This is a genomic window from Burkholderia sp. MS455 (assembly GCF_016899445.1).
Taxonomy (GTDB): domain Bacteria; phylum Pseudomonadota; class Gammaproteobacteria; order Burkholderiales; family Burkholderiaceae; genus Burkholderia; species Burkholderia pyrrocinia_C.
Map to the genome: position 1 here is coordinate 1,234,403 of NZ_CP041778.1, position 20,384 is coordinate 1,254,786.

The 20,384-nt window shown below is 66.9% G+C and carries 16 protein-coding genes; 7 read left to right on the plus strand and 9 right to left on the minus strand.

Annotated features, from left to right (window positions below; genetic code table 11):
- Positions 1 to 53: 53 nt before the first annotated feature.
- Entirely contained in the window at positions 54 to 1,337 is a 1,284-nt protein-coding gene (locus FPJ27_RS10170) for a right-handed parallel beta-helix repeat-containing protein (RefSeq protein ID WP_204422789.1), read from the plus strand.
- Between the two features lie 45 nt (positions 1,338 to 1,382).
- On the opposite strand, the gene FPJ27_RS10175 is transcribed toward FPJ27_RS10170, so the two are convergent.
- Together FPJ27_RS10175 and FPJ27_RS10180 are read right to left on the minus strand one after the other, a co-directional pair.
- Positions 1,383 to 2,963 carry a mannose-1-phosphate guanylyltransferase/mannose-6-phosphate isomerase gene (locus FPJ27_RS10175; protein WP_072436641.1) on the minus strand — a complete coding sequence of 527 codons (1,581 nt, stop codon included), beginning with the start codon at positions 2,961 to 2,963 and terminating at the stop codon, positions 1,383 to 1,385.
- Complete coding sequence (locus FPJ27_RS10180) at positions 2,960 to 3,622, minus strand: drug:proton antiporter (protein WP_204422790.1); 663 nt, start codon at positions 3,620 to 3,622, stop codon at positions 2,960 to 2,962. Before FPJ27_RS10180 ends, FPJ27_RS10175 begins: the two co-directional genes overlap by 4 nt.
- Before the next feature lie 216 nt (positions 3,623 to 3,838).
- On the opposite strand from FPJ27_RS10180, the gene FPJ27_RS10185 reads away from it, so the two are divergent.
- Both FPJ27_RS10185 and FPJ27_RS10190 read left to right on the plus strand, forming a co-directional pair.
- Entirely contained in the window at positions 3,839 to 5,062 is a 1,224-nt protein-coding gene (locus FPJ27_RS10185) for a glycosyltransferase family 4 protein (protein WP_239483302.1), read from the plus strand.
- A gap of 690 nt (positions 5,063 to 5,752) precedes the next feature.
- Positions 5,753 to 7,144, plus strand: coding sequence for a sigma-54 dependent transcriptional regulator (locus FPJ27_RS10190; RefSeq protein ID WP_034179702.1), 1,392 nt, complete (start codon positions 5,753 to 5,755; stop codon positions 7,142 to 7,144).
- A 47-nt stretch (positions 7,145 to 7,191) separates the two neighbouring features.
- On the opposite strand, the gene FPJ27_RS10195 is transcribed toward FPJ27_RS10190, so the two are convergent.
- From FPJ27_RS10195 to FPJ27_RS10225, 7 genes are all read right to left on the minus strand, one after another.
- The gene (locus FPJ27_RS10195; protein ID WP_204422791.1) at positions 7,192 to 9,675 is read right to left on the minus strand and encodes a glycoside hydrolase family 2 protein; all 2,484 of its coding nucleotides are present in this window, start codon (positions 9,673 to 9,675) and stop codon (positions 7,192 to 7,194) included.
- Positions 9,672 to 10,736, minus strand: coding sequence for a DUF1839 family protein (locus tag FPJ27_RS10200; RefSeq protein WP_204422792.1), 1,065 nt, complete (start codon positions 10,734 to 10,736; stop codon positions 9,672 to 9,674). The genes FPJ27_RS10195 and FPJ27_RS10200 overlap by 4 nt, the downstream gene beginning before the upstream one ends.
- Positions 10,733 to 11,707, minus strand: a complete 975-nt coding sequence (locus FPJ27_RS10205; RefSeq protein ID WP_204422793.1) for an amino acid--[acyl-carrier-protein] ligase — start codon at positions 11,705 to 11,707, stop codon at positions 10,733 to 10,735. Before FPJ27_RS10205 ends, FPJ27_RS10200 begins: the two co-directional genes overlap by 4 nt.
- Positions 11,704 to 12,900 carry an acyl-CoA dehydrogenase family protein gene (locus FPJ27_RS10210; RefSeq protein WP_204422794.1) on the minus strand — a complete coding sequence of 399 codons (1,197 nt, stop codon included), beginning with the start codon at positions 12,898 to 12,900 and terminating at the stop codon, positions 11,704 to 11,706. Before FPJ27_RS10210 ends, FPJ27_RS10205 begins: the two co-directional genes overlap by 4 nt.
- On the minus strand, positions 12,897 to 13,148 hold the full coding sequence (locus FPJ27_RS10215) for an acyl carrier protein (RefSeq protein ID WP_204422795.1): 252 nt from the start codon (positions 13,146 to 13,148) through the stop codon (positions 12,897 to 12,899). Before FPJ27_RS10215 ends, FPJ27_RS10210 begins: the two co-directional genes overlap by 4 nt.
- A 167-nt stretch (positions 13,149 to 13,315) precedes the next feature.
- Positions 13,316 to 14,098: a Crp/Fnr family transcriptional regulator gene (locus FPJ27_RS10220; RefSeq protein ID WP_177318338.1), complete on the minus strand. Its 783-nt coding sequence runs from the start codon at positions 14,096 to 14,098 to the stop codon at positions 13,316 to 13,318.
- Between the two features lie 400 nt (positions 14,099 to 14,498).
- Entirely contained in the window at positions 14,499 to 15,455 is a 957-nt protein-coding gene (locus tag FPJ27_RS10225; protein WP_204421564.1) for an IS5 family transposase, read from the minus strand.
- Positions 15,456 to 16,159: 704 nt separating this feature from the next.
- Here FPJ27_RS10225 and FPJ27_RS10230 point away from each other — a divergent pair.
- The 4 genes from FPJ27_RS10230 to FPJ27_RS10245 all read left to right on the plus strand — a co-directional run bounded on the left by FPJ27_RS10230 (position 16,160) and on the right by FPJ27_RS10245 (position 20,375).
- Positions 16,160 to 16,942 (plus strand): Crp/Fnr family transcriptional regulator, encoded by a 783-nt coding sequence (locus FPJ27_RS10230; RefSeq protein ID WP_204422796.1) that lies wholly within the window; start codon positions 16,160 to 16,162, stop codon positions 16,940 to 16,942.
- A gap of 32 nt (positions 16,943 to 16,974) precedes the next feature.
- The gene (locus FPJ27_RS10235) at positions 16,975 to 18,351 is read left to right on the plus strand and encodes an undecaprenyl-phosphate glucose phosphotransferase (RefSeq protein WP_204422797.1); all 1,377 of its coding nucleotides are present in this window, start codon (positions 16,975 to 16,977) and stop codon (positions 18,349 to 18,351) included.
- Positions 18,352 to 18,636: 285 nt separating this feature from the next.
- Positions 18,637 to 19,677 (plus strand): glycosyltransferase family 1 protein, encoded by a 1,041-nt coding sequence (locus FPJ27_RS10240; RefSeq protein ID WP_239483303.1) that lies wholly within the window; start codon positions 18,637 to 18,639, stop codon positions 19,675 to 19,677.
- 305 nt (positions 19,678 to 19,982) lie between these two features.
- Positions 19,983 to 20,375, plus strand: a complete 393-nt coding sequence (locus FPJ27_RS10245; protein ID WP_034179693.1) for a TraR/DksA C4-type zinc finger protein — start codon at positions 19,983 to 19,985, stop codon at positions 20,373 to 20,375.
- Positions 20,376 to 20,384: the final 9 nt, after the last annotated feature.

Below are 20,384 nucleotides of genomic sequence, written 5' to 3' on the forward strand. Positions count from 1 at the left end.
TTCGAGCGCGTGTATTGCGCGTGCGCCGGGTTGTTCCAGGGAAATGATTCGATATGCTGAGATCACGGTATCCGTCTCGCGTATGCACCGTGATCGCCGGCATGATCATGGCTGTCGGGTTATCGTGGCCGGGGTTCGCCGTGGCTGTTGCCGGGGCACCCGCACCGGGTGCGCTTCATGCGTACGTACCGGATGCGTTCGTTCATCCCGCCTCGGACGCAGCCGATCAGGCGGATGAGCTGCAACGCGCGCTGGACGCGCTGCAGTCGGGCCAGCGACTGGTGTTCGCGCCAGGGCGGTATGTCGTCGGCCGTTCGCTGGTCGTGCGGCGGCCGCATGTCGTGCTGTCGGGTTTCGGCGCGACGCTGATTGCGACCGTCCCCGACGACCAGACGATCGAGATGCGGGGCGACGGTACGGCGCTCGTTGGATTTCAGATCATGGGGACCGGCACGACGCGTCTCGCGACACCGGAGTCGACCAAGGTCGAGGTGACGGGGCACGACGTGCAAGTGCTCGACAACGTCATCGACGGCGGCGCCAGCGCGGGCATTTTCGTGTTCGGCGGAGCGGATGTCGCGATTGTCGGCAACAAGGTGCTGTCGACCCTCGCGGACGGCATCCACATCACGCACGGCGCGCGCAACGTGCTCGTGCAGGGTAACGTCGTGCGCGGCACTGGCGACGACATGATTGCGGTGGTGAGCTACCAGGGCGACGGCATGCTCAGCCGCAACGTGCTGATTACCGGCAACTCGCTCGAGGGCAATGCGTGGGGGCGCGGCATCACGGTGGTCGGCGGCGCGGACGTGACGATCGCGAACAACATCGTGCGCAACGTGCAGGTGAGCGCGGGCATTCTCGTCGCGCAGGAGGACAGCTTCCGGACCTACGGCGCGTCCGGCGTGCTGGTCGAGAACAACGAGATCTCGGATATCCAGACCGCGACCGCGCGCACCGATCCGCGCCCGCTGACGCAGCAGGCCGCGATCGACGTCAGTACGTGGTCGGGCTCGGTGACGCGCGTGGTCGTGGTCGGCAACCGCGTGTCGCGCGCGCGGTTCGCCGGCATTCGCGTATGGGGAAACGTGTCGCAATACCGGATCGCGGATAACCGGTTGTCCGCGATCGGCGGGATGCCGGTACAGGTGGGCGGTGACGGAGGACGCTGCCACGCGGGCCACCCGGATGCAGGAGGATCGAAGGTGGGGCAGTGCGGGGCGGCGGTCGTACAGCCGCTCGCGACAGGCGTGACGGTGGGCGCGGACACGTCGCAGTTGCCGCGCGTGCGCGAATCGCTGAGGCAGGCACGCTGGTCGCAGCGCGGCATCGATTGACGACACGATGCGCGCGCCGGCGTGCACGGCCTGCGCTTACCGCGCTTACCGCACGACGTCTCCTTCGACGGCCCGCTCATGCGGTTCCCGCGAAGCGGGCGGCACCGCACGCGTTTCCGGCAACGCGTCGACGACCGCGCGTCCGTACTGGTCGTCGAAGCGCACGATATCGTCTTCGCCGAGATAGTTTCCCGATTGCACCTCGATGATCTCGAGCGGAATCCGGCCGGGATTCTCGAGGCGATGCACCTCGCCGACGGCGATGTACGTCGATTCGTTCTCGCTGAGCAGGAACGTCTCGGTGCCGCGTGTCACCTTCGCGGTGCCGCGTACGACGATCCAGTGTTCGGCGCGGTGATAGTGCATCTGCAGCGACAGCCGCTTACCCGGTTCGACGACGATCCGCTTCACCTGGAACCGTTCGCCGAGATCGATCGAATCGTAATGCCCCCACGGACGCTGCACCTTGCGGTGCTCGCTCGCCTGCGGGCGCCGGTCGCTCTTCAGGCGCGCGACGATGTTCTTCACGCGCTGCACGTCGTGCTTGTTCGCGACCAGCACCGCATCGGGCGTTTCGATCACGACGACGTCCTTCATCCCGACGCATGCGATGAGCCGCCCCTCCGAACGCACGAAGCTGTCCTGCGTGTCCTCGAACACGATCGGGCCGCGCGCGACGTTGCCGTGATCGTCCTTCGGCATGATTTCCCAGATCGCATCCCATGTGCCGACGTCCGACCAGCCGGCCGCGAGCGGCACCACGATCCCTTCGATGCCGAGCTCGCTGCTTTCGGCGAGGCGCTCCATGACCGCGTAGTCGATCGAGTCGGACGGGCAGGCGTCGAACGCCGCCGCGTCGATCCTGAAGAACGGATCCTCGGCGACGCCCGCGCGCCACGCCGCTTCGCAGGCTGCATGAATCGCGGGCGCCAGTGTGCGGATCGCCTTTAGCCAGACCGACGCGCGCGTGACGAAAATCCCGCTGTTCCACCAGTAGTCGCCCGACTGCAGGTAGCGTTCGGCGAGCGTCGCGTCGGGTTTCTCGACGAAGCGCCCGATGGAATAGCCGCCTTGTCCGCCGTGGCGGCCGGTGCGCGGCTCGCCGACCTGGATATAGCCGTAGCCCGTTTCCGCGCGGCGCGGCAGCACGCCGAGCGTGACGATCGCGCCTTCCTGCGCGTAACGCGCCGCGCGCGCGATGGTGTCCTGGAATGCGCCGACATCGGCGATCACGTGATCGGCCGGCATCACCGCGAGCACGGGATCGTCCGCGAGCGCGCTCGCGTCGAGCGCGGCGAGCGTGAGCGCCGGTGCCGTGTTGCGAGCGGCCGGCTCGAGCAGGATGCGCGCCGGCGCCGCACGGTCGACCACTTGCGCGGCACTCATGATGCGGTGCTGTTCGCCGCACACCAGCAGCAGCGTGTCGCCGAGCGACGCGTTCGCGATGCCGTTCAGGCGGCGCGCCGTCGCCGACAGCGGCGATTCGTTCGAGGTCAGCTCGATCAGTTGCTTCGGATACTGCTCGCGCGACAGCGGCCAGAGGCGCGTGCCCGAGCCGCCGGCAAGGATGACCGGCAGGATGCGCGGAAGGTCGGGTTCGGGAACCGGGTGAAGGGTGCGGGTCATCGATTGGCTCCGGTATCGGCGGGCAGCCGGTTGCGCGCGCGACCGTCGACGAGCACGTCTTCGTTTCGGGGCCGGGGCGTCGAAACGGCCCGGGACAGCAGTTGACGCAGCGCACCGGCGGCGCGATCGGCCGGCCGGATCATGCCGACGAACGGCGCGCCCTGTTCGAGATACGGGCCGTACGCCTTGCGGAATCCGAAGCGTTTGTAGAAGGCCTGGCGCGGCGCGGGAACGTGCGTGCGGAGCGCGGCGTCCGGCCACGCGGCCAGCGCGGCGGTCAGCGCGCGTTCGATCAGGCGTTCGAGCGTATCGCCGTCGCGACACGCCTCGCTTGTCAGTACCTTGTCGATCACGACATCCGGATCGATGTCGTCGCCGGGCAGGATGCGCGCGTAGGCCGCGACTTCCGCCGTGTCGCCGTTGCGCACGCTTGCATACACGTGCAGCGCGCCGGCGTCCTTGCCGTCGATGTCGAGATGCGTGTGTGCGTCCTCGACCACCAGCACGGCGTTGCGCGCGCGCAGGATTGCATAGAGATCGACGGCGCTCAGATGTTCGAATTCACAACAATGCCATTCCATGATGCGGTCCTCGCGTGAAGCCTTCAGCACGCTGTACCCCACGGACGCGTTCGTTCCGTGCGGTGCGGCAATGGTCATGATGCGGATGCCGCGCGCGCCGGTCTGTTCGAAAGCGCACTCACGCCGCGGTTTCGCGCGGCCGGCGTGCTGCACGGCAATGCGCGCGCCGACAGCGGCGCAATGTGCGGTAGCACACATCGGCCGTGCCGGGGCTTTCCGATAATTGGCACGTCACGGCGGCCGCACTGCGCGGTCTGCCGACATCGAACGTGAATGAAGAACCGGGGGCAGTACTTGAAGATTGCGATCGTTCACGACTGGCTGGTCGTGCCTGGCGGCGCCGAACGCGTGCTGGCGCACATGATCGACTGCTTTCCGCAGGCCGATATCTACAGCCTCGTCGATTTCCTCGAGGATCGGGACTGCCTGCGCGGCCGCGCGGTGCGGACGTCCTTCATCCAGAAGCTGCCGTTCGCGCGCAAGCGCTACCGTAGTTATCTGCCGTTGTTTCCGCTCGCGATCGAGCAGTTCGACCTGTCGGAATACGACATCGTGCTGTCGAGTTCGTACGCGGTCGCGAAGGGCGTGCTGAGCGGCCCGGACCAGTTCCACGCCAGCTACGTGCATTCGCCGGTGCGCTACGCGTGGGATCTGCAGCACCAGTACCTGAACGAGGCGGGGCTCGCGCGCGGGCCGAAATCGGCGATCGCACGGGCGCTGCTGCATTACATCCGCAACTGGGATGCGCGCTCGGCGAACGGCGTCGATCGCGTGGCCGCGAATTCGCACTTCATCGCGCGCCGCATCCGCAAGACCTACCGGCGCGAGGCGACGGTGATCTATCCGCCGGTCGACGTCGACCATCTGTCGATGCGCACGGACAAGGACGCGTTCTACCTGACCGCGTCGCGGCTCGTGCCGTACAAGCGGATCGACCTGATCGTCGACGCGTTTTCGCGTACGCCGGAGCGCCGTCTCGTCGTGATCGGCGACGGGCCTGAAATGGCGAAGATCCGCGCGCTTGCCGGGCCGAACGTCACGCTGCTCGGCTACCAGCCGTTCGATGTGCTGCACGACCACCTGCAGCGCGCACGCGCGTTCGTGTTCGCGGCGGAAGAGGATTTCGGCATTTCGCCGGTCGAGGCGCAGGCGTGCGGCACGCCCGTGATCGCTTACGGGAAGGGCGGCGTGCGCGAGTCGGTGCGCGCGTGGCCGTGCGCCGGTGCAACGGGCCTGTTCTACCGCGCGCAGACGGTCGACGCGCTGGTCGACGCGCTAGCCCGCTTCGAAGCACTGCCGCGCGGTTCGTTCGATCCGCACGCGTGCCGTGCAAATGCCGAATGCTTCGGCTCGGCGCGTTTCCGGGGCGAGCTCACGCGCTTCGTGATGGATGGTTATGCTGCATTGCAGGAGGAGATGGCCGGCACCGCCGGTTTCACGCCGGGCGACGGCGTTTCGGCCCGTGGCAACCTGCACGATCGGCAGGCCCGGCAACGCGAGGCGGCACTGCGGACCTGACCGGCGGCGCTGGCGTTTGGTTACGACGCTGTAACGAACGACCCGGGCGCGTGCGTTCTCCGCGCGGTGCCGGCGGGGCATGCGCGCGGCGATTATCGACTCGCAGAGCGGGACGTCCGGATTTATTCCGGGATTTCGGAGAAAATCGCGGGCAATGGACGCAGCGATCTTGCCGAAAAGTGGGATTTGCCACTGATTGACGGGAATAGTCATAGATAATCAAATTTCAGTGGTCAAAGGTGTGTTGTGCGGGCCGACCGGTGGCGTAATGGGCTGAATCATGTTTATCTTTTGGTAACACGGCCATCTCGAAACGGGGTGTAGATTCACGAACGGATGAAATGCGGCGGTCATTCCGGGAGCGGGTTGGCGGCCATCCGGTTCGGCATCGGGCGCGACTGTCGTGTACGACGCAACGCACCTGCGGACGGATTTCCCGTTTGCCGACGTGCTCCGCCTGACGGCGCGTCGCATCAAAGCCGGAACGTCGTGGCTCCCGCGGCCGCGCGTTCCCTTCGAGTTCGATGACAACGAGGCCGGATGACATCCGGCTCGACCTCCGGGGGCTCTCGCCGTGTGCAGTTTCGATCTTCGCCAAAGCTGCGGAAACGCAGCGCGGACAGGCAGCCATGTGCCGCCGGCCGCAGCGCACGCGAACGGTTCGCGGAGTGGAGAAAGTGATGGTTCGTTATGAATATGCCAATAACGCGCGATAAGAGCGCCGGCGGGGGAAGCGGTAACGGGCAGCGTCCGCTGATTTACTGGACGCAGTCGCCGTCCGTCATGCTGCGAAAGGAACTGGCCCGACGCGACTGGAAGGTGTCGATCGTCGAGCATGCGAACGAGCTGCGCAATACGCCCGGCGAAATCACCTGCGGCATTCTCGACCTGAGCGGCGGCCATGCCGATGCGATCGGCAGCATCGCGTCGACCTGTGCGTCGATGCGCGACGTCGTGTGGGTCGCGCTCGTCGACGTCGGCCAGACCGCTTCCCCGAACGTGCGCGCGCTGTTGCGCGACTATTGCTTCGACTACGTCACGTTGCCCGCGTCGCACCAGCGGATCGCCGATACGGTCGGCCATGCATACGGCATGGAATGCCTGTTCGCGCGCGACCGCGAACAGCTCGAATCGGACGAGAAAGGCATCGTCGGCACCTGCAGCGCGATGCTGCGGCTGTTCGACACGGTGCGGCGCTTCGCACGCACCGACGCACCGGTGTTCGTGTTCGGCGAAACGGGTACCGGCAAGGAGCTGACGGCCGTCGCGATCCATCGTCATTCGGAGCGGCGCAACGGCCCGTTCGTCGCGGTCAACTGCGGCGCGATTCCGCCGCATCTGCTGCAATCGGAGCTGTTCGGTTATGAGCGCGGCGCGTTTACCGGCGCGAACGCGCGCAAGATCGGCTATGTCGAGGCCGCGAACGGCGGCACGCTGCTGCTCGACGAGATCGGCGACCTGCCGCACGAGAGCCAGGCGAGCCTGCTGCGTTTTCTGCAGGAGCGCTCGATCCATCGCCTCGGCGGCAGCGATCCGGTGCCGGTCGATGTCAGGATCGTATCGGCGACGCACGTCGACCTGCGCGGCGCGATGGAGGAAGGGCGTTTTCGCGCGGACCTGTTCCACCGACTGTGCGTGATGCGCATCGACCAGCCGCCGCTGCGCGCGCGCGGCAAGGACATCGAACTGCTCGCGCACCACATGCTCGAACGCTTCCGCGGCGATGCGCGTCATCGCGTGCGCGGCTTCTCGACGGACGCAATCACCGCACTCTACAAGCACGACTGGCCCGGCAATGTCCGCGAACTGATCAACCGGGTGCGCCGCGCGGTCGTGATGACCGAAGGGCGCCTGATCACCGCGCGGGATCTCGAGCTCGAATACTGTCTCGATGCGGCGTCGCCGTCCGTTGCCGACATCCGCAAGTCGATCGAGCGCGAGGCGATCGAAACCGCGTTGCTGCGCACGCGCGGGCGCGTCGCGGCTTCGGCGCGCGAGCTTGGCGTGTCGCGCGCGACGCTGTATCGCTGGATGGAAGCGTACGGGATCGAGCGGCCGCGCGGCACGGGTTCGTCCGACTGACGTTCGAATTGCGACGCTCGCGGCGCATGGCGCCTGCGAGCGTCGCGTCAACCGGCCTGCGTGGCGCGTACCGTTCGCGCGGCGTTTACCGCGCGAATTTCCACGGCAGGCGGCCCGCCGTCCGCGTCCCGAATCTTCCCGGCGGTTTCCAGCGGAACGAGCGCGACGCGCGCCGGCGTGCCGGGCGCGAGATGAAACCAGTCGTCGCGCGGCATGAAACCCGGCGCGTCGATCTGCACGTGGCGCGCGACGTGCCGCGTGTCGATGTCGACGTGCCACGTATCGCCGGTGCGCGACACGCACGCTTCGATCCCGAGTTCGCGGCGCGCCAGCACGGCCGGATGCGTGCGGGACGGGAAATGGAACGCCTGCGACAGCAGCGTGCCGTCGTCGGTGCGTAGCGTCGCGACGACGGTGTCGTGTTCGCAGGGCCCGAAACGGTACGCATAGGTCCAGTCGAAGAACCGGCCGAGCAGCTCGGCCGATCCGATCCGTATCGTGTCGTGCGCGGCGATCCGTACCGGGCAGCCGGCCCGCGCGACCGGCGTGCGGCCGTCGCGCAGCGCGACCAGTTCGACGGCCGCCGACAGCGGCGCCGGGCGCTCGTTGACCACATGCACGTCGAGCCCGTTCAAGCCTTCGTCGACGAGCAGCACCTGCACGGGCTGCAGCACCTGGCGCAGCGCATACCACGCCGATTTCGGCCGGTGCGTGGCGTCGATCACACCCCATCCGGCACCCGGCATCACGTCCTGGAACTGCCATACGAGCGCGCCGGCGCAGCGCGAACCGGTGCGCCGCCATTCGGAGAACGTCTCGCGCATCACGTCCGCGATCGCGGCCCTCGACAGTTCGAAGTAGCGTGCCGGATCCTCGCGGCGCAGCCGGTCGGGCGCGACGTCGTACAGCGTCTGCAGATAGTGGTCGCGAATGTCCTCGAAATCCCACGACGTGCCGGGGTCGCGCGGCACGGCCGCCTTCCAGCGCGGCTCGTGCACGCCGGGCCAGCCGAGGCTGACGAGCGTCGCATCGCACGGCACGTTCGCGAACGCGAGGCATTCGCTCGCGAAGCGCACGTCCGCGCGGCGCGCATCGTCGAGCGGGCGCAGGTACGCGCCGACGCCGTAGTAGTGCGATACGCGCTCGCGCGGCGCGAACGGCAGCACGCCGCCGTCGGGCGAATCGGGCACATACGGGACGTCGGGCCGGCGCGCGGCTGCATGGCCGGCCAGGCGCTCGGCGGTCAGCTCGAGGAAGCGCTGCTTCGGCCCGAGCCCCGACATCGCCGCCTGTTGCGCGATCTCGCTGCCGCCGCACAGCACCGCGAGCGACGGCGACGCGCCGTGGCGCGCGAGGAATTGATCGGCTTCACGGTCGACGTTGTCCGCGAACGCGGGATCGTCGAGCGCATGATCGAAGTTCGCGAACATGAAGTCCTGCCAGACCAGCAGCCCGAGCCGGTCGCACCACGCGTGGAATGCGTCGGCCTCGTAGGTCATCGTGCCGCCGACGCGGATCATGTTGAAGCCGGCGTCGCGTGCGAGCCCGAGCAGGCGGCCGTAGGTGGCGTCGTCCGCGTGCAGCGCAAGCGGTGCGGCGCTGCTCCAGCATGCGCCGCGCGCGAACACGGGCACGCCGTTGATGCGCAGCCCGAATCCCTTGCAGTCGGCGCCGGCATCGATCTCGATCGTGCGGAAGCCGGTCGAGCCGAGCGGCCGCCGTTCGTCGCCGATATGCAGCGCGATTTCGTAGAGTGTCGGCTCGCCATGCGTATGCGGCCACCAGCGGCGCACGTTGGGCACCGCGACGCTCGCGCGTAGCCGGTCGGTGCCGGCGCGTTCGAGCGTGCCATGATGTTCGCCGCACGACAGTCTTGCCGCGAGCGCGTCGGGCAACGGCGCGGCAAATGTCAGTTCGGCATCGAGCCAGCCCGTGTCGCCTTCGACGCGCGCACGCAGGTCGCAGTCGACCGGAACGAAGCCGTCGGCCGGATCGAGTACGTCGACGGGGCGCCACGGGCCGGTCGGCACGTATGGCGGAAACCAGCCGGGCATGTGTCCGAACAGCGACGTGCGGACCGTGCGCAGCGCCGCCGGCTCGGCGAGCCGTGTGCGCCAGCGCGCACGGCGCGGCGCGCGCGCGTTGCGCAGGTGCGGCGCGAGCGCGCCGAAGCAGAGCGTCAGCCGGTGCGTGCCGTCGAGCGATACGGGAACGTCGTGCGTGACGAACATGCTGTCGGAGCGGAGGATCGGCGTGTCGTCGAGCCACGCCTGCGTGAGCGTCGCGAGGCCGTGAAAGCGCAGCACGCGCGGCCCGCGCCCGCGCAGTTCGATCCGGTACCAGTGATCGCGTTCGTCGAGCGACGCCGCTTCGTCGAGCCGGCCGGCCAGCGCGAGCGCCTGCGCGACCGTGCCGGGCACCGGCGCCGCGATCCAGCCGTCGCCGTCGGCCGGAAGATCGCGCGGTTCCCGCGCGGCGCCTGCGGCCGTCGCCAGCATCGACCACGCGGGCAGGGCACGCGCGCGCGTCACCGCATGGCCGGCATGGGCGCCGCGTCGCTGCGCGCAGGCGTCGCGGGCGCCACATGCCGCGACGGCGAGCCGATCTGCCGCGCGCAGGCGACGAGATCGACGTAGGCGGCCTCGATCGCCTCGAGCGTCGAATCGCCGCGTTCTTCCTTGCCGCGTGCGCAGGCGCGCGCGAGCCGGAACTCCAGCACCATCGCTTCGGACGCGATGCGGTCGCATGCGGCGCGGATCTCGGCGAACGGCCCGACGCAGCCGCTGGCCTGCAGCCAGCGCGCGTAATGGCCGAACAGTTCGAAATTCGCGCCGAGCTGCCGCACCGAATTGAACGAGTACGCATGGAAGTGTTCGAGCGGCGCATCGGCGAGCGTCTTCGCATCGGTTTGCAACTGTCGCCGGAATGCCGCGATCGGATCGACGACCGGCAGGCGCCGCAGGTGGCGCTGCAGCGCGGCGAGCGACGCTTCGCATAGCGCGCGCTCGTCGAGCGGCGCAAAGCGCCGCTTCGCGATTTCGACGTACGGCGGCAGCGTCATCGGCGAACTGCCGCCGACGAGCCCGTTGTAGTCGAAATCCTCGGCCACGTAATAGCCGCTGTTGTGGAAATAGCCGATCTGGCGCTTCGCGCGGTCGATCGCGTCGATGCCGATCGTCGTCTTCGTGTGCTGCGTGCGATAGCTGCTGCCGCGCGTGTCGGGCAGGAACCACGCGTCGACCTCGACGATCATCAGGTGCCCGCGCGCGACCTGCGTTTCGATGTGCCGGTCGAGCGGCTCGTAGATCGAGTGCTCCTGCACGACGATGCCGTAGAGCCGCTCCAGTTCGTCGTGCGGAAACTTGAAGAACGTGAACTGGTCGCCCTCGAAATCGAGCGCGATCGTAAACGGCAGCGCCGCGTACGGATTGAAGCCCCACCACCGGAGCACTTCGAGCCACATGTCGACGTAGCAGTTGGTCTGCTTCCAGACCATCTCCTGACTGTGCAGCGGGTGCGGCCGGTAGTGGCGCGCACGGTGGCGCACGTCGTCGAACGACGCGTCTTCGCCGTCGCGGGAAACGAACCTCATCGCGTGCCCCACAGTACGTCGCGGACCTCGCGCGGCCACGCGTCGATGTCGAAGCCGTGGTGGCGGAACAGCGCGAGCGTGAGCCGTTCGAGGCCGAAGCCGACGCAGCCCGTATGCGCGACGTCGCCCGTCTCGGTGCGGATGTCCCACAGCAGCCCGAAATGGTCCATGTGGTAGTTGAAGCTCAGGCATGCGGTCTGGCGGTCGTCGTGCTCGATCGGGATCAGCAGCTCGAACTTCAGGTTCTGCTCGCGCTGGCTGTTCGCGACGATCTTGCCGCCGCGCCCGAAGAACGGGTCGTTCGCGAGATCGATCGCGTTCGGCAGGCGCAGCGCGTCGATCATCCGCGTGCCGCGCTCGATCCACGTCTCGCGGAACGCGACGATCTGTTCGGGCGTGCCGATCCGCACGTATTCGCGCATCCGGAACAACTGCATGCGGGTCGGATCGAGCGATGGCTCGTGGCGGAAGCAGTACGAGAACACGTCGACGATCCGGCCGTCGCCGGGCAACGCGCCCGCGCGTGCGACGACCGGATAGACCGGGTAGCATGCGGCCGGCGTCATCACGACGTAGGTCGGCTTCTGATTCTCCGTCCAGTCGTCGCCGCGATCGAGGCACTGCAACAGGCGCTGGTGCTGCTGCTCGTCGCCGCAGAACGCATGCACGCTGCCCGCGAGCTGCGGGAAGCTCTTCATGTATTCGCTGCGCTCGAATTCGGTGCGGCTCATCGCCGGCGGGAAGCGCAGCACCTCGGCCTGTTGATCCGCGCCGAGGCGCGTGACGAACGCGTCGAGCGCTTCGACGACGCGCTCGAACCGCTCGCTGCGGCCGAACAGGCCCTGGATGCCGGTCGAGACCAGCAGGCCCGCGTCGATCAGCGCATCGCGCAGCGGGTTGACGCCCGCGCGGTCGAGCGGCGCGTCGGCGGGAGAGGAGGGGGCGGAGGGCACGGCGAGGCGATCGTTCACGAATGTTTCTCCAGCGTCGCGGGACGCAGCGCGAGCAGCAGGCTCGAGGTATTGGCGGCAATGCGGTCGTTGCTGATCATCAGCGGCGCCGCGTGCAGGTCGCGAATGTGGCGGCCGATGCTGAACGGCGCGCCTTGCTTGTAGCCGGCCATCCCGCAGATCATCATCGCCTGTTGCGCAACTTCCAGCGCGCTCGACGACACGTAGGTCTTCAGCGTGTTGATCTCGGCGGCCCAGGCCATGCCGGCCGACCACGAGCGGGCCGACGTATCCGCATGGAGCCGCAGCACGTTGTCGACGCGGGCCTGCATCGCCTGCATCAGCTCGAGCGATTCGGCGATGCGTCGCGACGCGGGCGACGGCGCGCCGTCGGTCTGGCGTGCCTGCGCGCGGAAGAACTGGTGTGCGCGCTGGAACGCATCGCCGGCCACGCCGATCCAGACCGCGGCCCACAGAATGTGCGAGACCGGCACCATCGTTTCCTCGGCGATCTTCGCGAACGGCACCGGCAGGCATTGAACGGCGGCGCCCCGTGCGTCGAGCACGAAGCCGTTGCTGCAGGTGCCGCGCATCCCGAGCGTGTCCCATTCGCCGCGGTGCGTGAGCGTATAGCCGTCGCGCAGCAGCGTGACGAGCACCTGTTCGGAAGCCGGCGCGTCCGCGTCGCGTCGCGCGGTCGCGAGGATACCGTCCGCATAGTCGCCGTACGAGATCGTCGGCGCGGATTTGCGCAGCCGGAATTCGCTGCCGTCGGTTTCGAGCGCGCACTGGCTCGCGCGCAGGTTGCCGCCGACGCCGTCTTCCGACGTGGCGGACGCGAGCAGCCACTGGTGGCGCACGAGCTGCTGCAGGAACAGCTTGTGCCAGCCCTGGTCGAGGGCGTGGTCGACGATGCAGGCAACCTGGATCTGGTGCATCGCGAACACCATCGCCGACGATGCGCAGGCCTGGCCGAGGATCGAGCAGGCCGAAGCGATGTCTTGCAGCGACGCGCCAGCGCCGCCGAGATGGGTCGGTACCATCGCGCCCAGCAGCCGGCGCGCGCGCATCGCCTCGATCGCCTCGACGGGGCAGCGCGCGTCCCGGTCGACGGCATCCGCGTGCTGCGCGGCGATCTGCGCGACGGCGTGCGCGGCCTCGTCGAGCCGATGCGATTCGCTGTCGGCCGCGAGTTCGGGAAGCAGCGCGCTCATGCGGAATGCTCGGCGCGTTGCAGCGTGGCGATCGTGTCCGCGAGCGCGTCGATGCTGCGGAACAGGTTGCGGCTCAGCATCTCGTCGGGAATCTCGATGTTGAACTGCTTCTCGATCGCAAGCATCAACTGGATCGTGTCGAGCGAGGAGAGGCCCGCTTCGTAGAGGTCGTCCCCGTCGCCGATCGAATCGATCGCGGCTTCGAGGTGGGCGACGTGCTTGAGGATGGTTCTGATTTCGTTTTTCACGTGCTGCTCCGGCGTGCGTGGTGTCGTCCGCTCGGGCAGACGCGCGCATCGCGCTGACATCCCCCGGCAGTCCGGCATCAGTAGACCATTCGCACGCACGGCGTTCTGTTCGCCACCCTACAAACCGCTAACCCCGCATGCTGGCGCCGCACGAATCGGCGCGGCAATCAGGCACGCGATGCGGCCGGCACGCCCGAATCGGCCGACAGGATGCGTTTCATCTCGTCGCGCACGATCGCGCGGCAGCCGCACGACATCTTCTCGAGGCCGTCGAGGTCGGCCAGCTCGATCGAGCTCCGGTATTGCCGGATCAGGCCGAGCTTCTGGATTTCGCCGGCGGCATCGGTGACCGTTTCCCGCCGCACGCCGAGCATCTGCGCCAGCATGCTGTGCGTCACCTGGATCTCGATGCTGCGCGTACGGTCGTACGCCAGCAGGAACCATCTGCATAACTGATGTTTGAGCACATGATGACGGCTGCAGAACGTGATCTGCGATACCTGCGCCATCAAGAGCCGCACGCAGACGAACACGAGATGGCGGATCACCGGCGATGCGTCGAACGCGGCCGCGAACACGCGGCGGTCGAGCCGGTAGACGAAGCCGTCGCGGCAGGCGACGGCGCGGCACGGCATCCGGCCGCTGCCGCCGATCACGTCGTCGCAGACCACGCTTTCGCTGCCGATTTCCGCGACTTCCAGCGTCATGCCGCCGGACGACACGTACTGCAGCGAAATCGCCGTCGTGACGGGCAGGTAGACCGCGGCGAGCATTGCGCCGGGTTCGCACAGCACCTGCCCCGATTCCAGGTGAACGAGTTGAAGGTGGGGGACCAGCGTGGCGAGCTCGTCGCGGTCGATGGCCGCGAGAAACCGGTTCGCATCGAAACTGTGGGAAAACTCGATCATGCCGTTCGCGTGCGCGACGACGTCGGGGGCCTGGTGAGTCACGGCGCATCCTCGTAGGGTGGCGGTCGCGCGCTGTCGCGGCGAGACTCCCGAAAAGGGAATTTCGCACGCTCGTGCGGACTTGTGTTCATCTAAATTCGAATGACGATGCTGCGGAAAGGCTAGCATGCAATTGAATTCAACCAATCGCACATTACGTCATTTCACAAAGTTTGACGATTTTGATTGGGCGCAAACGTTATCCGGATTTAATGATTCGTTTGTCATGAAATTAATCATCCGAGAATGGAATGACAGACCGGTCGACCATTCAATATCGATCGTGAAGCAATCGGCCGACGCCGCGCATCGTACGGGGAAATTGCCGAGCGAGCATTGAACATTATTTGGGCGTTGTTGCATAAATCGAGCGTGATGACGAGGTAAGGCCTATGTTCATGTTTCAGGCAATGCGAACGGATTGCGGGCGTGCGAGGTCCGCCATGCGATTCAGCACGCCCACGCGGATAGCGACCTCGGTGGCCTGCGTATCGGTGCGTCGTGCCCACAAGTGGTTACCCGTGAGCATCTTGAAGCGATACATCGCGTTCTCCACGAGCGAGCGCCGATGGTAGCCGCTGCCCTTCTTCCATTCGTCGCGGCCGAGGCGGGCGGTCGTATCGACGGCGTCATTGCGCCACTTCGCGCCGGACGTGTTCGCGGGCCAATGAGCGGCGCCTTCGCGCGGCGGAATCGAGGGCGTTGCGCCGCGTGCGGCGATCGCGGCATGACAGGGTTTGGTGTCGTAGGCCCCGTCACCGCCGATGACATCGAGCAACTCGTCGTCCGGGATCTGGTTGAGCAGTTCGGCCAGGACGTCACCGTCGGCGACGTCCTGATGCGTCATCAGCGCGGCACGTACCTGACCGGTGTTCGCGTCGAGCCCGAGATGCACTTTGCGCCATGTGCGACGCTTCGAATAGCCATGCTGGCGCACCTTCCATTCGCCTTCGCCGTAGACCTTCATGCCGGTGCTGTCGACCACCAGATGGATCGGCTCGCCGTCGCCAATGACCGGCAGTTGGACCTCATGCGTCTGCGCTCGGCGACTCAGTGTCGTGTAGTTCGGCACGGGTAAGGTGGCGAAAGCCAGCTCGCGCAGGCTTTGCGCGAAGCCTTGCAGCGCGCGCAGCGGCAGACGGAACACGGTCTTGATGCCCAGCAGCGCCTGGATCAGCGCGTCGCTGTACAAACGCGGACGGCCGCGCGTCGGCCCGGCCTCCAGCGTGCTCGCCAGGGCGGCTTCATCGATCCACATCGTGACGTTACCTCGGTTGATCAGGCCGGCGTTGTAGGCTGGCCAGTTCTTGACTCGGTAGCGCGCCTTCCGCTCGCTCGTCTTGCCCTTGTCCCTGCGCATCTTCTCGAAGCCAAAAATCGAGAATCTACGCAGGAACCCGAATCGTTAACAGGGGTGCCGGACCGGCCGTTGTGTGTAAACGTCAGTCGACCGCGGGCGTGCCAGATTTATGCAACAACGCCCATTATTTGACAATTAAACTTGGGTTGCGCGACTTTCTCTAAGAATCAATGGCTTGCATGCGATGTGTGCGATACCGGACATAGTCTGGAATTAGTGTGCAGATTCAAATTTGAGACAGTTTAAAACGACCGTGTGAAGCGTGGTGGCGCTGGCGCGTGCTGTCCGGCACATCACGGAAACAATTGAAAATCGGCTGTAAGTATATGACCGGTAAGCCTCGCGGCACCGCTGCGGCGGCTCCGATCCGGTGCGCAAATTGATCAGTCGAATGCGGAACGGTGTCCGTCGCGCGGAAGAGTGTCCGGAAATGAGACGCTTTTTTTGGTTTTAGATGGGTTATTCGGTCGATCTAAATCGGATGTGATTCATATATTAAGGACGGACGGGTATTGGCACGTAAATCGCTTATTCGGGCTGGCGTGTCGAAAACGGAACGATCGACTCAATCCGGAAGTGACAAGCCGATGGGCAGCCGGATTCAGGGTTGTGGCCGCAACCGCTGTGAACGTCCGGGCACGCATCGCGATAACGAGTTCCGTGCATGCGGCTGCACGCGGCGCGGACATAAAAGGGATACATACATGCTTCATCTTCACTCGAGCTACTCGGCGAATGCCATCCTCGATGCCCTCCCGGAGGACAGCATCCGCAACATCGCACCGCACCTCGAACTGGTCCGGATCAAGGCCGGCATGCTCGACCGGGTTGGCGAGCCGATGCGCCATCTGCATTTCCCGGCGACCGCAATGATGTCGGTGCAGCACCTGATGGAGGACGGTGCGATGGTCGAGGTGGCGGTGGTCGGCCGCGAGGGCGTGGTCGGGCTTGGCACGCTGGTCGGGGGTGTCGCCGCGTCGAACCGGGTCGAGGTGCGCATCGGCGGCATGGCCTATCGCGTACCGACCTGCGTGATGCGCGCCGAATTCGAGCGGTCGCCCGAGACTTACCGGCTGCTGCTCAACTACTGCCAGGCGACGATGGCGCAGATCTCGCGCAGCGCGCTGTGCAACCGGCATCACTCGGTCAGCGAGCAGCTCAGCCGCTGGCTGCTGCTGGCGCACGACCGGATCGACGGCGACGAACTGGCCGTCACGCAGCAAACGATCGCGAACATGCTCGGCGTGCGGCGCGAAGGCGTGACGGAAGCGGCCGGCAACCTGCAGGAAGCCGGGCTGATCCGGCAGCGCCGCGGCCGCATCACGGTGCTCGACCGCGACGGCCTCGAACATCACGCGTGCGAATGCTACGACCTGATTCGTGCCGACTATCGCCGCTTGCTCGGCACGCGCGGAAATGCGCGGTCGACGCCGGTGCGTCCCCGCATCCAGGAGGTCCGTTGCGGATTCCCGGCACACGGTGCGTGACGATGCAGTCGAGGTCCGGTGGAACGAATACGATGCGGCGTGCCGCGATCGCGGCGGCCGATGTCGTGCTCCTGCTGGCGGGGGCGCTCGCTGCGCAGGCGGCGTCGGGCCTTGCGTGGCGCGAGCTGTCCGATGCGCAGCGCGGTGCGATCGCGCTGCTGTGCGTGTTGACCGTGGCGCTGCTGCCGCGCCACCTGCGCGGCGGCGTGGCGCCGCATGGCGGCACACACGTGCCGACGCAGACGATGGTGGCCGTCGTTTGCGCGAGCGTGCTGACGGTGGCGGCCACGATGTGGATCATGAACCGCGGCGGCACGGTCACGACACGCTGGATCGTGCGCACGGTGCTGTCCGGCGACACGGCGCTGCTGCTCGGCCGCGCCGCGCTGCTGGCGCTCGCGCTGACTCGTGACGACCGGCGCGCGCGGCAGCGCCGCGTCGCCGTCGTCGGCGCAACCGCATACGGGCGCGTCGCGATCGAGCGGATGCAGCTTGCATCGAATGGCCCGTTCGTCGCGGCCTGCGTATTCGACGACGATGCGCCGGCCGCCGCGGGCGGCATCGGCGGCGTGCCGGTGATCGACGACTGGAATGCGTTGCGCGACATGATTCGCGGCGGCGCGATCGACGAGGTGTGGCTCACGCTGCCGATGTCGCACGAGTGGCGGATCCAGCGCATCGTGCGCGAGCTGCGCGACGAATTCGTCGAGCTGCGGCTGTTGCCCGACGTGCGGCAGATGGCCGTCGTCGATCGCTCGGCGACCGACGTGCTCGGCATGCCGGCGATCAATCTCGCGACCACGCCGCGCTCCGCGCCGGAGCTGTGGGCGAAGTTCGCGTTCGATCGGCTGTTCGCGTTCGGCGTGCTGATTCCGTTGCTGCCGCTGCTGTCGATGCTGGCGATCGCGGTCAAGCTGTCTTCGCCGGGGCCCGTGCTGTTCAGGCAGCGCCGCAAGGGTGTCGACGGTCGCGAGTTCGACATCCTGAAGTTCAGGACGATGCGCGTGCATCGCGTACAGCCGGGCGTACTGCGGCAGGCGTCGCGTAACGATTCGCGCATCACGCGCGTCGGCGCATTCCTGCGACGCACGTCGCTCGACGAGCTGCCGCAGTTCTTCAACGTGCTGTTCGGGCAGATGTCGGTCGTCGGGCCGCGTCCGCATGCGATCGAGCACGACGACTTCTATCGGCAGCTGATCGACTGCTACATGTACCGCTACCGCGTGCGGCCCGGCATCACCGGATGGGCACAGGTGAACGGCTATCGCGGCGAGACGCGCAAGGTCGAGGCGATGGCCGCGCGCGTGAAGTTCGATCTGTTCTACATGCAGAACTGGAGCTTCTGGTTCGACATGAAGATCATCCTGTTGACGGTCGTGCGCGGCTTCATCGGGCGCAACGCTTTCTGAGTATTGCGAATCGTCCGGAAAGCGGGGCGTTGTGCGGTCGAACGTACCGACCGGATCGCAGGCAGCGGACACACTGACGGCACAGCAGCATCCCGCGCAACGGGGTGTCCGGCGGCGCGCAATCGCGCCGCAGCCATCGGAACAGTCACGATCATGTCAACGTCGATTCGGGAGCGAGGCGCACCTGTATTGCAGGAAGCGCGCGTGAAACGGGGCGTCGGCGCAGCCGCGCACACCGCGCGGTTGCGCGGCCTCGCAATCAACGGAAAATTCACTGCGCAGCGCATGACGGGCGTTCAGCGGGTGGCATACGAACTGACGGCCGAACTCGCGCGCATCGCGAACGCCGACGATGCGCCGGCGCTGGTCGTGCCGTCCGATCACGATCCGGCGGCATTGCCGGCCGGTGCGCGGTCGCAGACCTCCGGTCGCCGCCACGGCGCGCTCTGGGAACAATGGACGCTGCCGCGCACGACGCGCGGCCGGACCTTGCTGAGCCTGTGCAACATCGGGCCGCTGGCGAAGCGCGATCAACTGCTGATGATTCACGATGCGGCGATTTTCGATCTGCCGGCCGGTTATTCGCTCGCGTTCCGTCTGTGGTATCGCTTTGCGTTCTCGATCCTGAAGCGGCGCGCGCGCCATATCGTGACGGTCTCGCATTTTTCGCGGGCGCGGCTGGCCGCGCGGCTTGGCGTGCCGCCCGCACGCCTGTCGGTCGTGCCGGGCGCAGTCGATCATATCGACCGGATCGACGCCGACCCCGGCGTGCTGTCGCGGCTGAATCTGCAGACGGACCGCTATGTGCTGTTCGTCGGGTCGCTCGCGCCCGGCAAGAATCTCGGGCGCGCGCTTGCCGCGATCGCGCTGATGCGCGAGTCGCATCCGACGCTGCGCTTCGTGATCGCGGGCGGCGCCAATGCGAAGATCTTCGGCGCACGGGCAGCCGGCTTGCGCGAAGACGATCCGTACATCACGTGGGCCGGCTACGTGACCGACGGCGAACTGAAGGCGCTGTACGAGCATGCCGGCTGCTTCGTCTTTCCATCGTTGTACGAAGGGTTCGGGCTGCCGCCGCTCGAGGCGATGCGGTGTGGCTGCCCCGTCGTCGTGTCGCACGAGGGCGCACTCCCGGAAGTCTGCAGCGGAGCGGCATTGTTCTGCGATGCGTATTCGCCGCCGGATATCGCGGCGTCGATCGCGCGCGTGATGGACGATCCCGAACTGCGTGCGCGGCTGCGCACGATGGGCCGCGAGCATGCGCAGCGTTACAGCTGGCAGCGCTCGGCGCGCGCATTGCTCGACATCGTTCGTGCCGATGCCTGACGCGCGATGACGTCATGTTGCGCTGCGGATCGAGCGATCCTTCGCGGCGTTTGCATCAGACGAATCCGGCGATGGCGCGTTTTTGCGTCCGTCCCCAGTTTCCGCGAGCATGCGGCGAGCGCCGCGCTGATTCCGGTCAACACACGCGTGTTCAATGGGTTTATCCTGCGTCGAATGCATCCGGCGCTGCATGCGTCCGGGCGCATATCCGGGCGCGGCGGCGCCGGTCGTGTCTATCCGCCGCGCACCGGCGCGACACCGCGCGCCACACTTTCCGCGCGGAACCCGGAACAGGAGAGACGGCCATGGCGCTCGACCAACAACAACGGCAGATGCTGCAACAGCGGCTGAAGGAGAGCGAGCAGACGCTGCGTGCGGAGATCCGCACGAGCGAAGACCAGCGCGCGTCGGAATCCTATGCAGATCTTGCCGGTGCGTCGCCGGACGAGGGCGACGAGGCGAACGCGGATCTGTTCGTCGACGTCGATCATGCGTTGATCGGCATGAAGCTGACCGAACTGCGTGCGATCGGACGCGCACAACTGCGAATGCGCGACGGCAGCTACGGCGAATGCATCGATTGCGATGCGCCGGTCGACTATGAGCGCCTGCTCGCGCGCCCGACCGCCGAGCGCTGCACGCATTGCCAGTCGGTCTACGAGCGACGCTACGCGACGACACCGCGCGCATCGCTCTGACTGACGTCG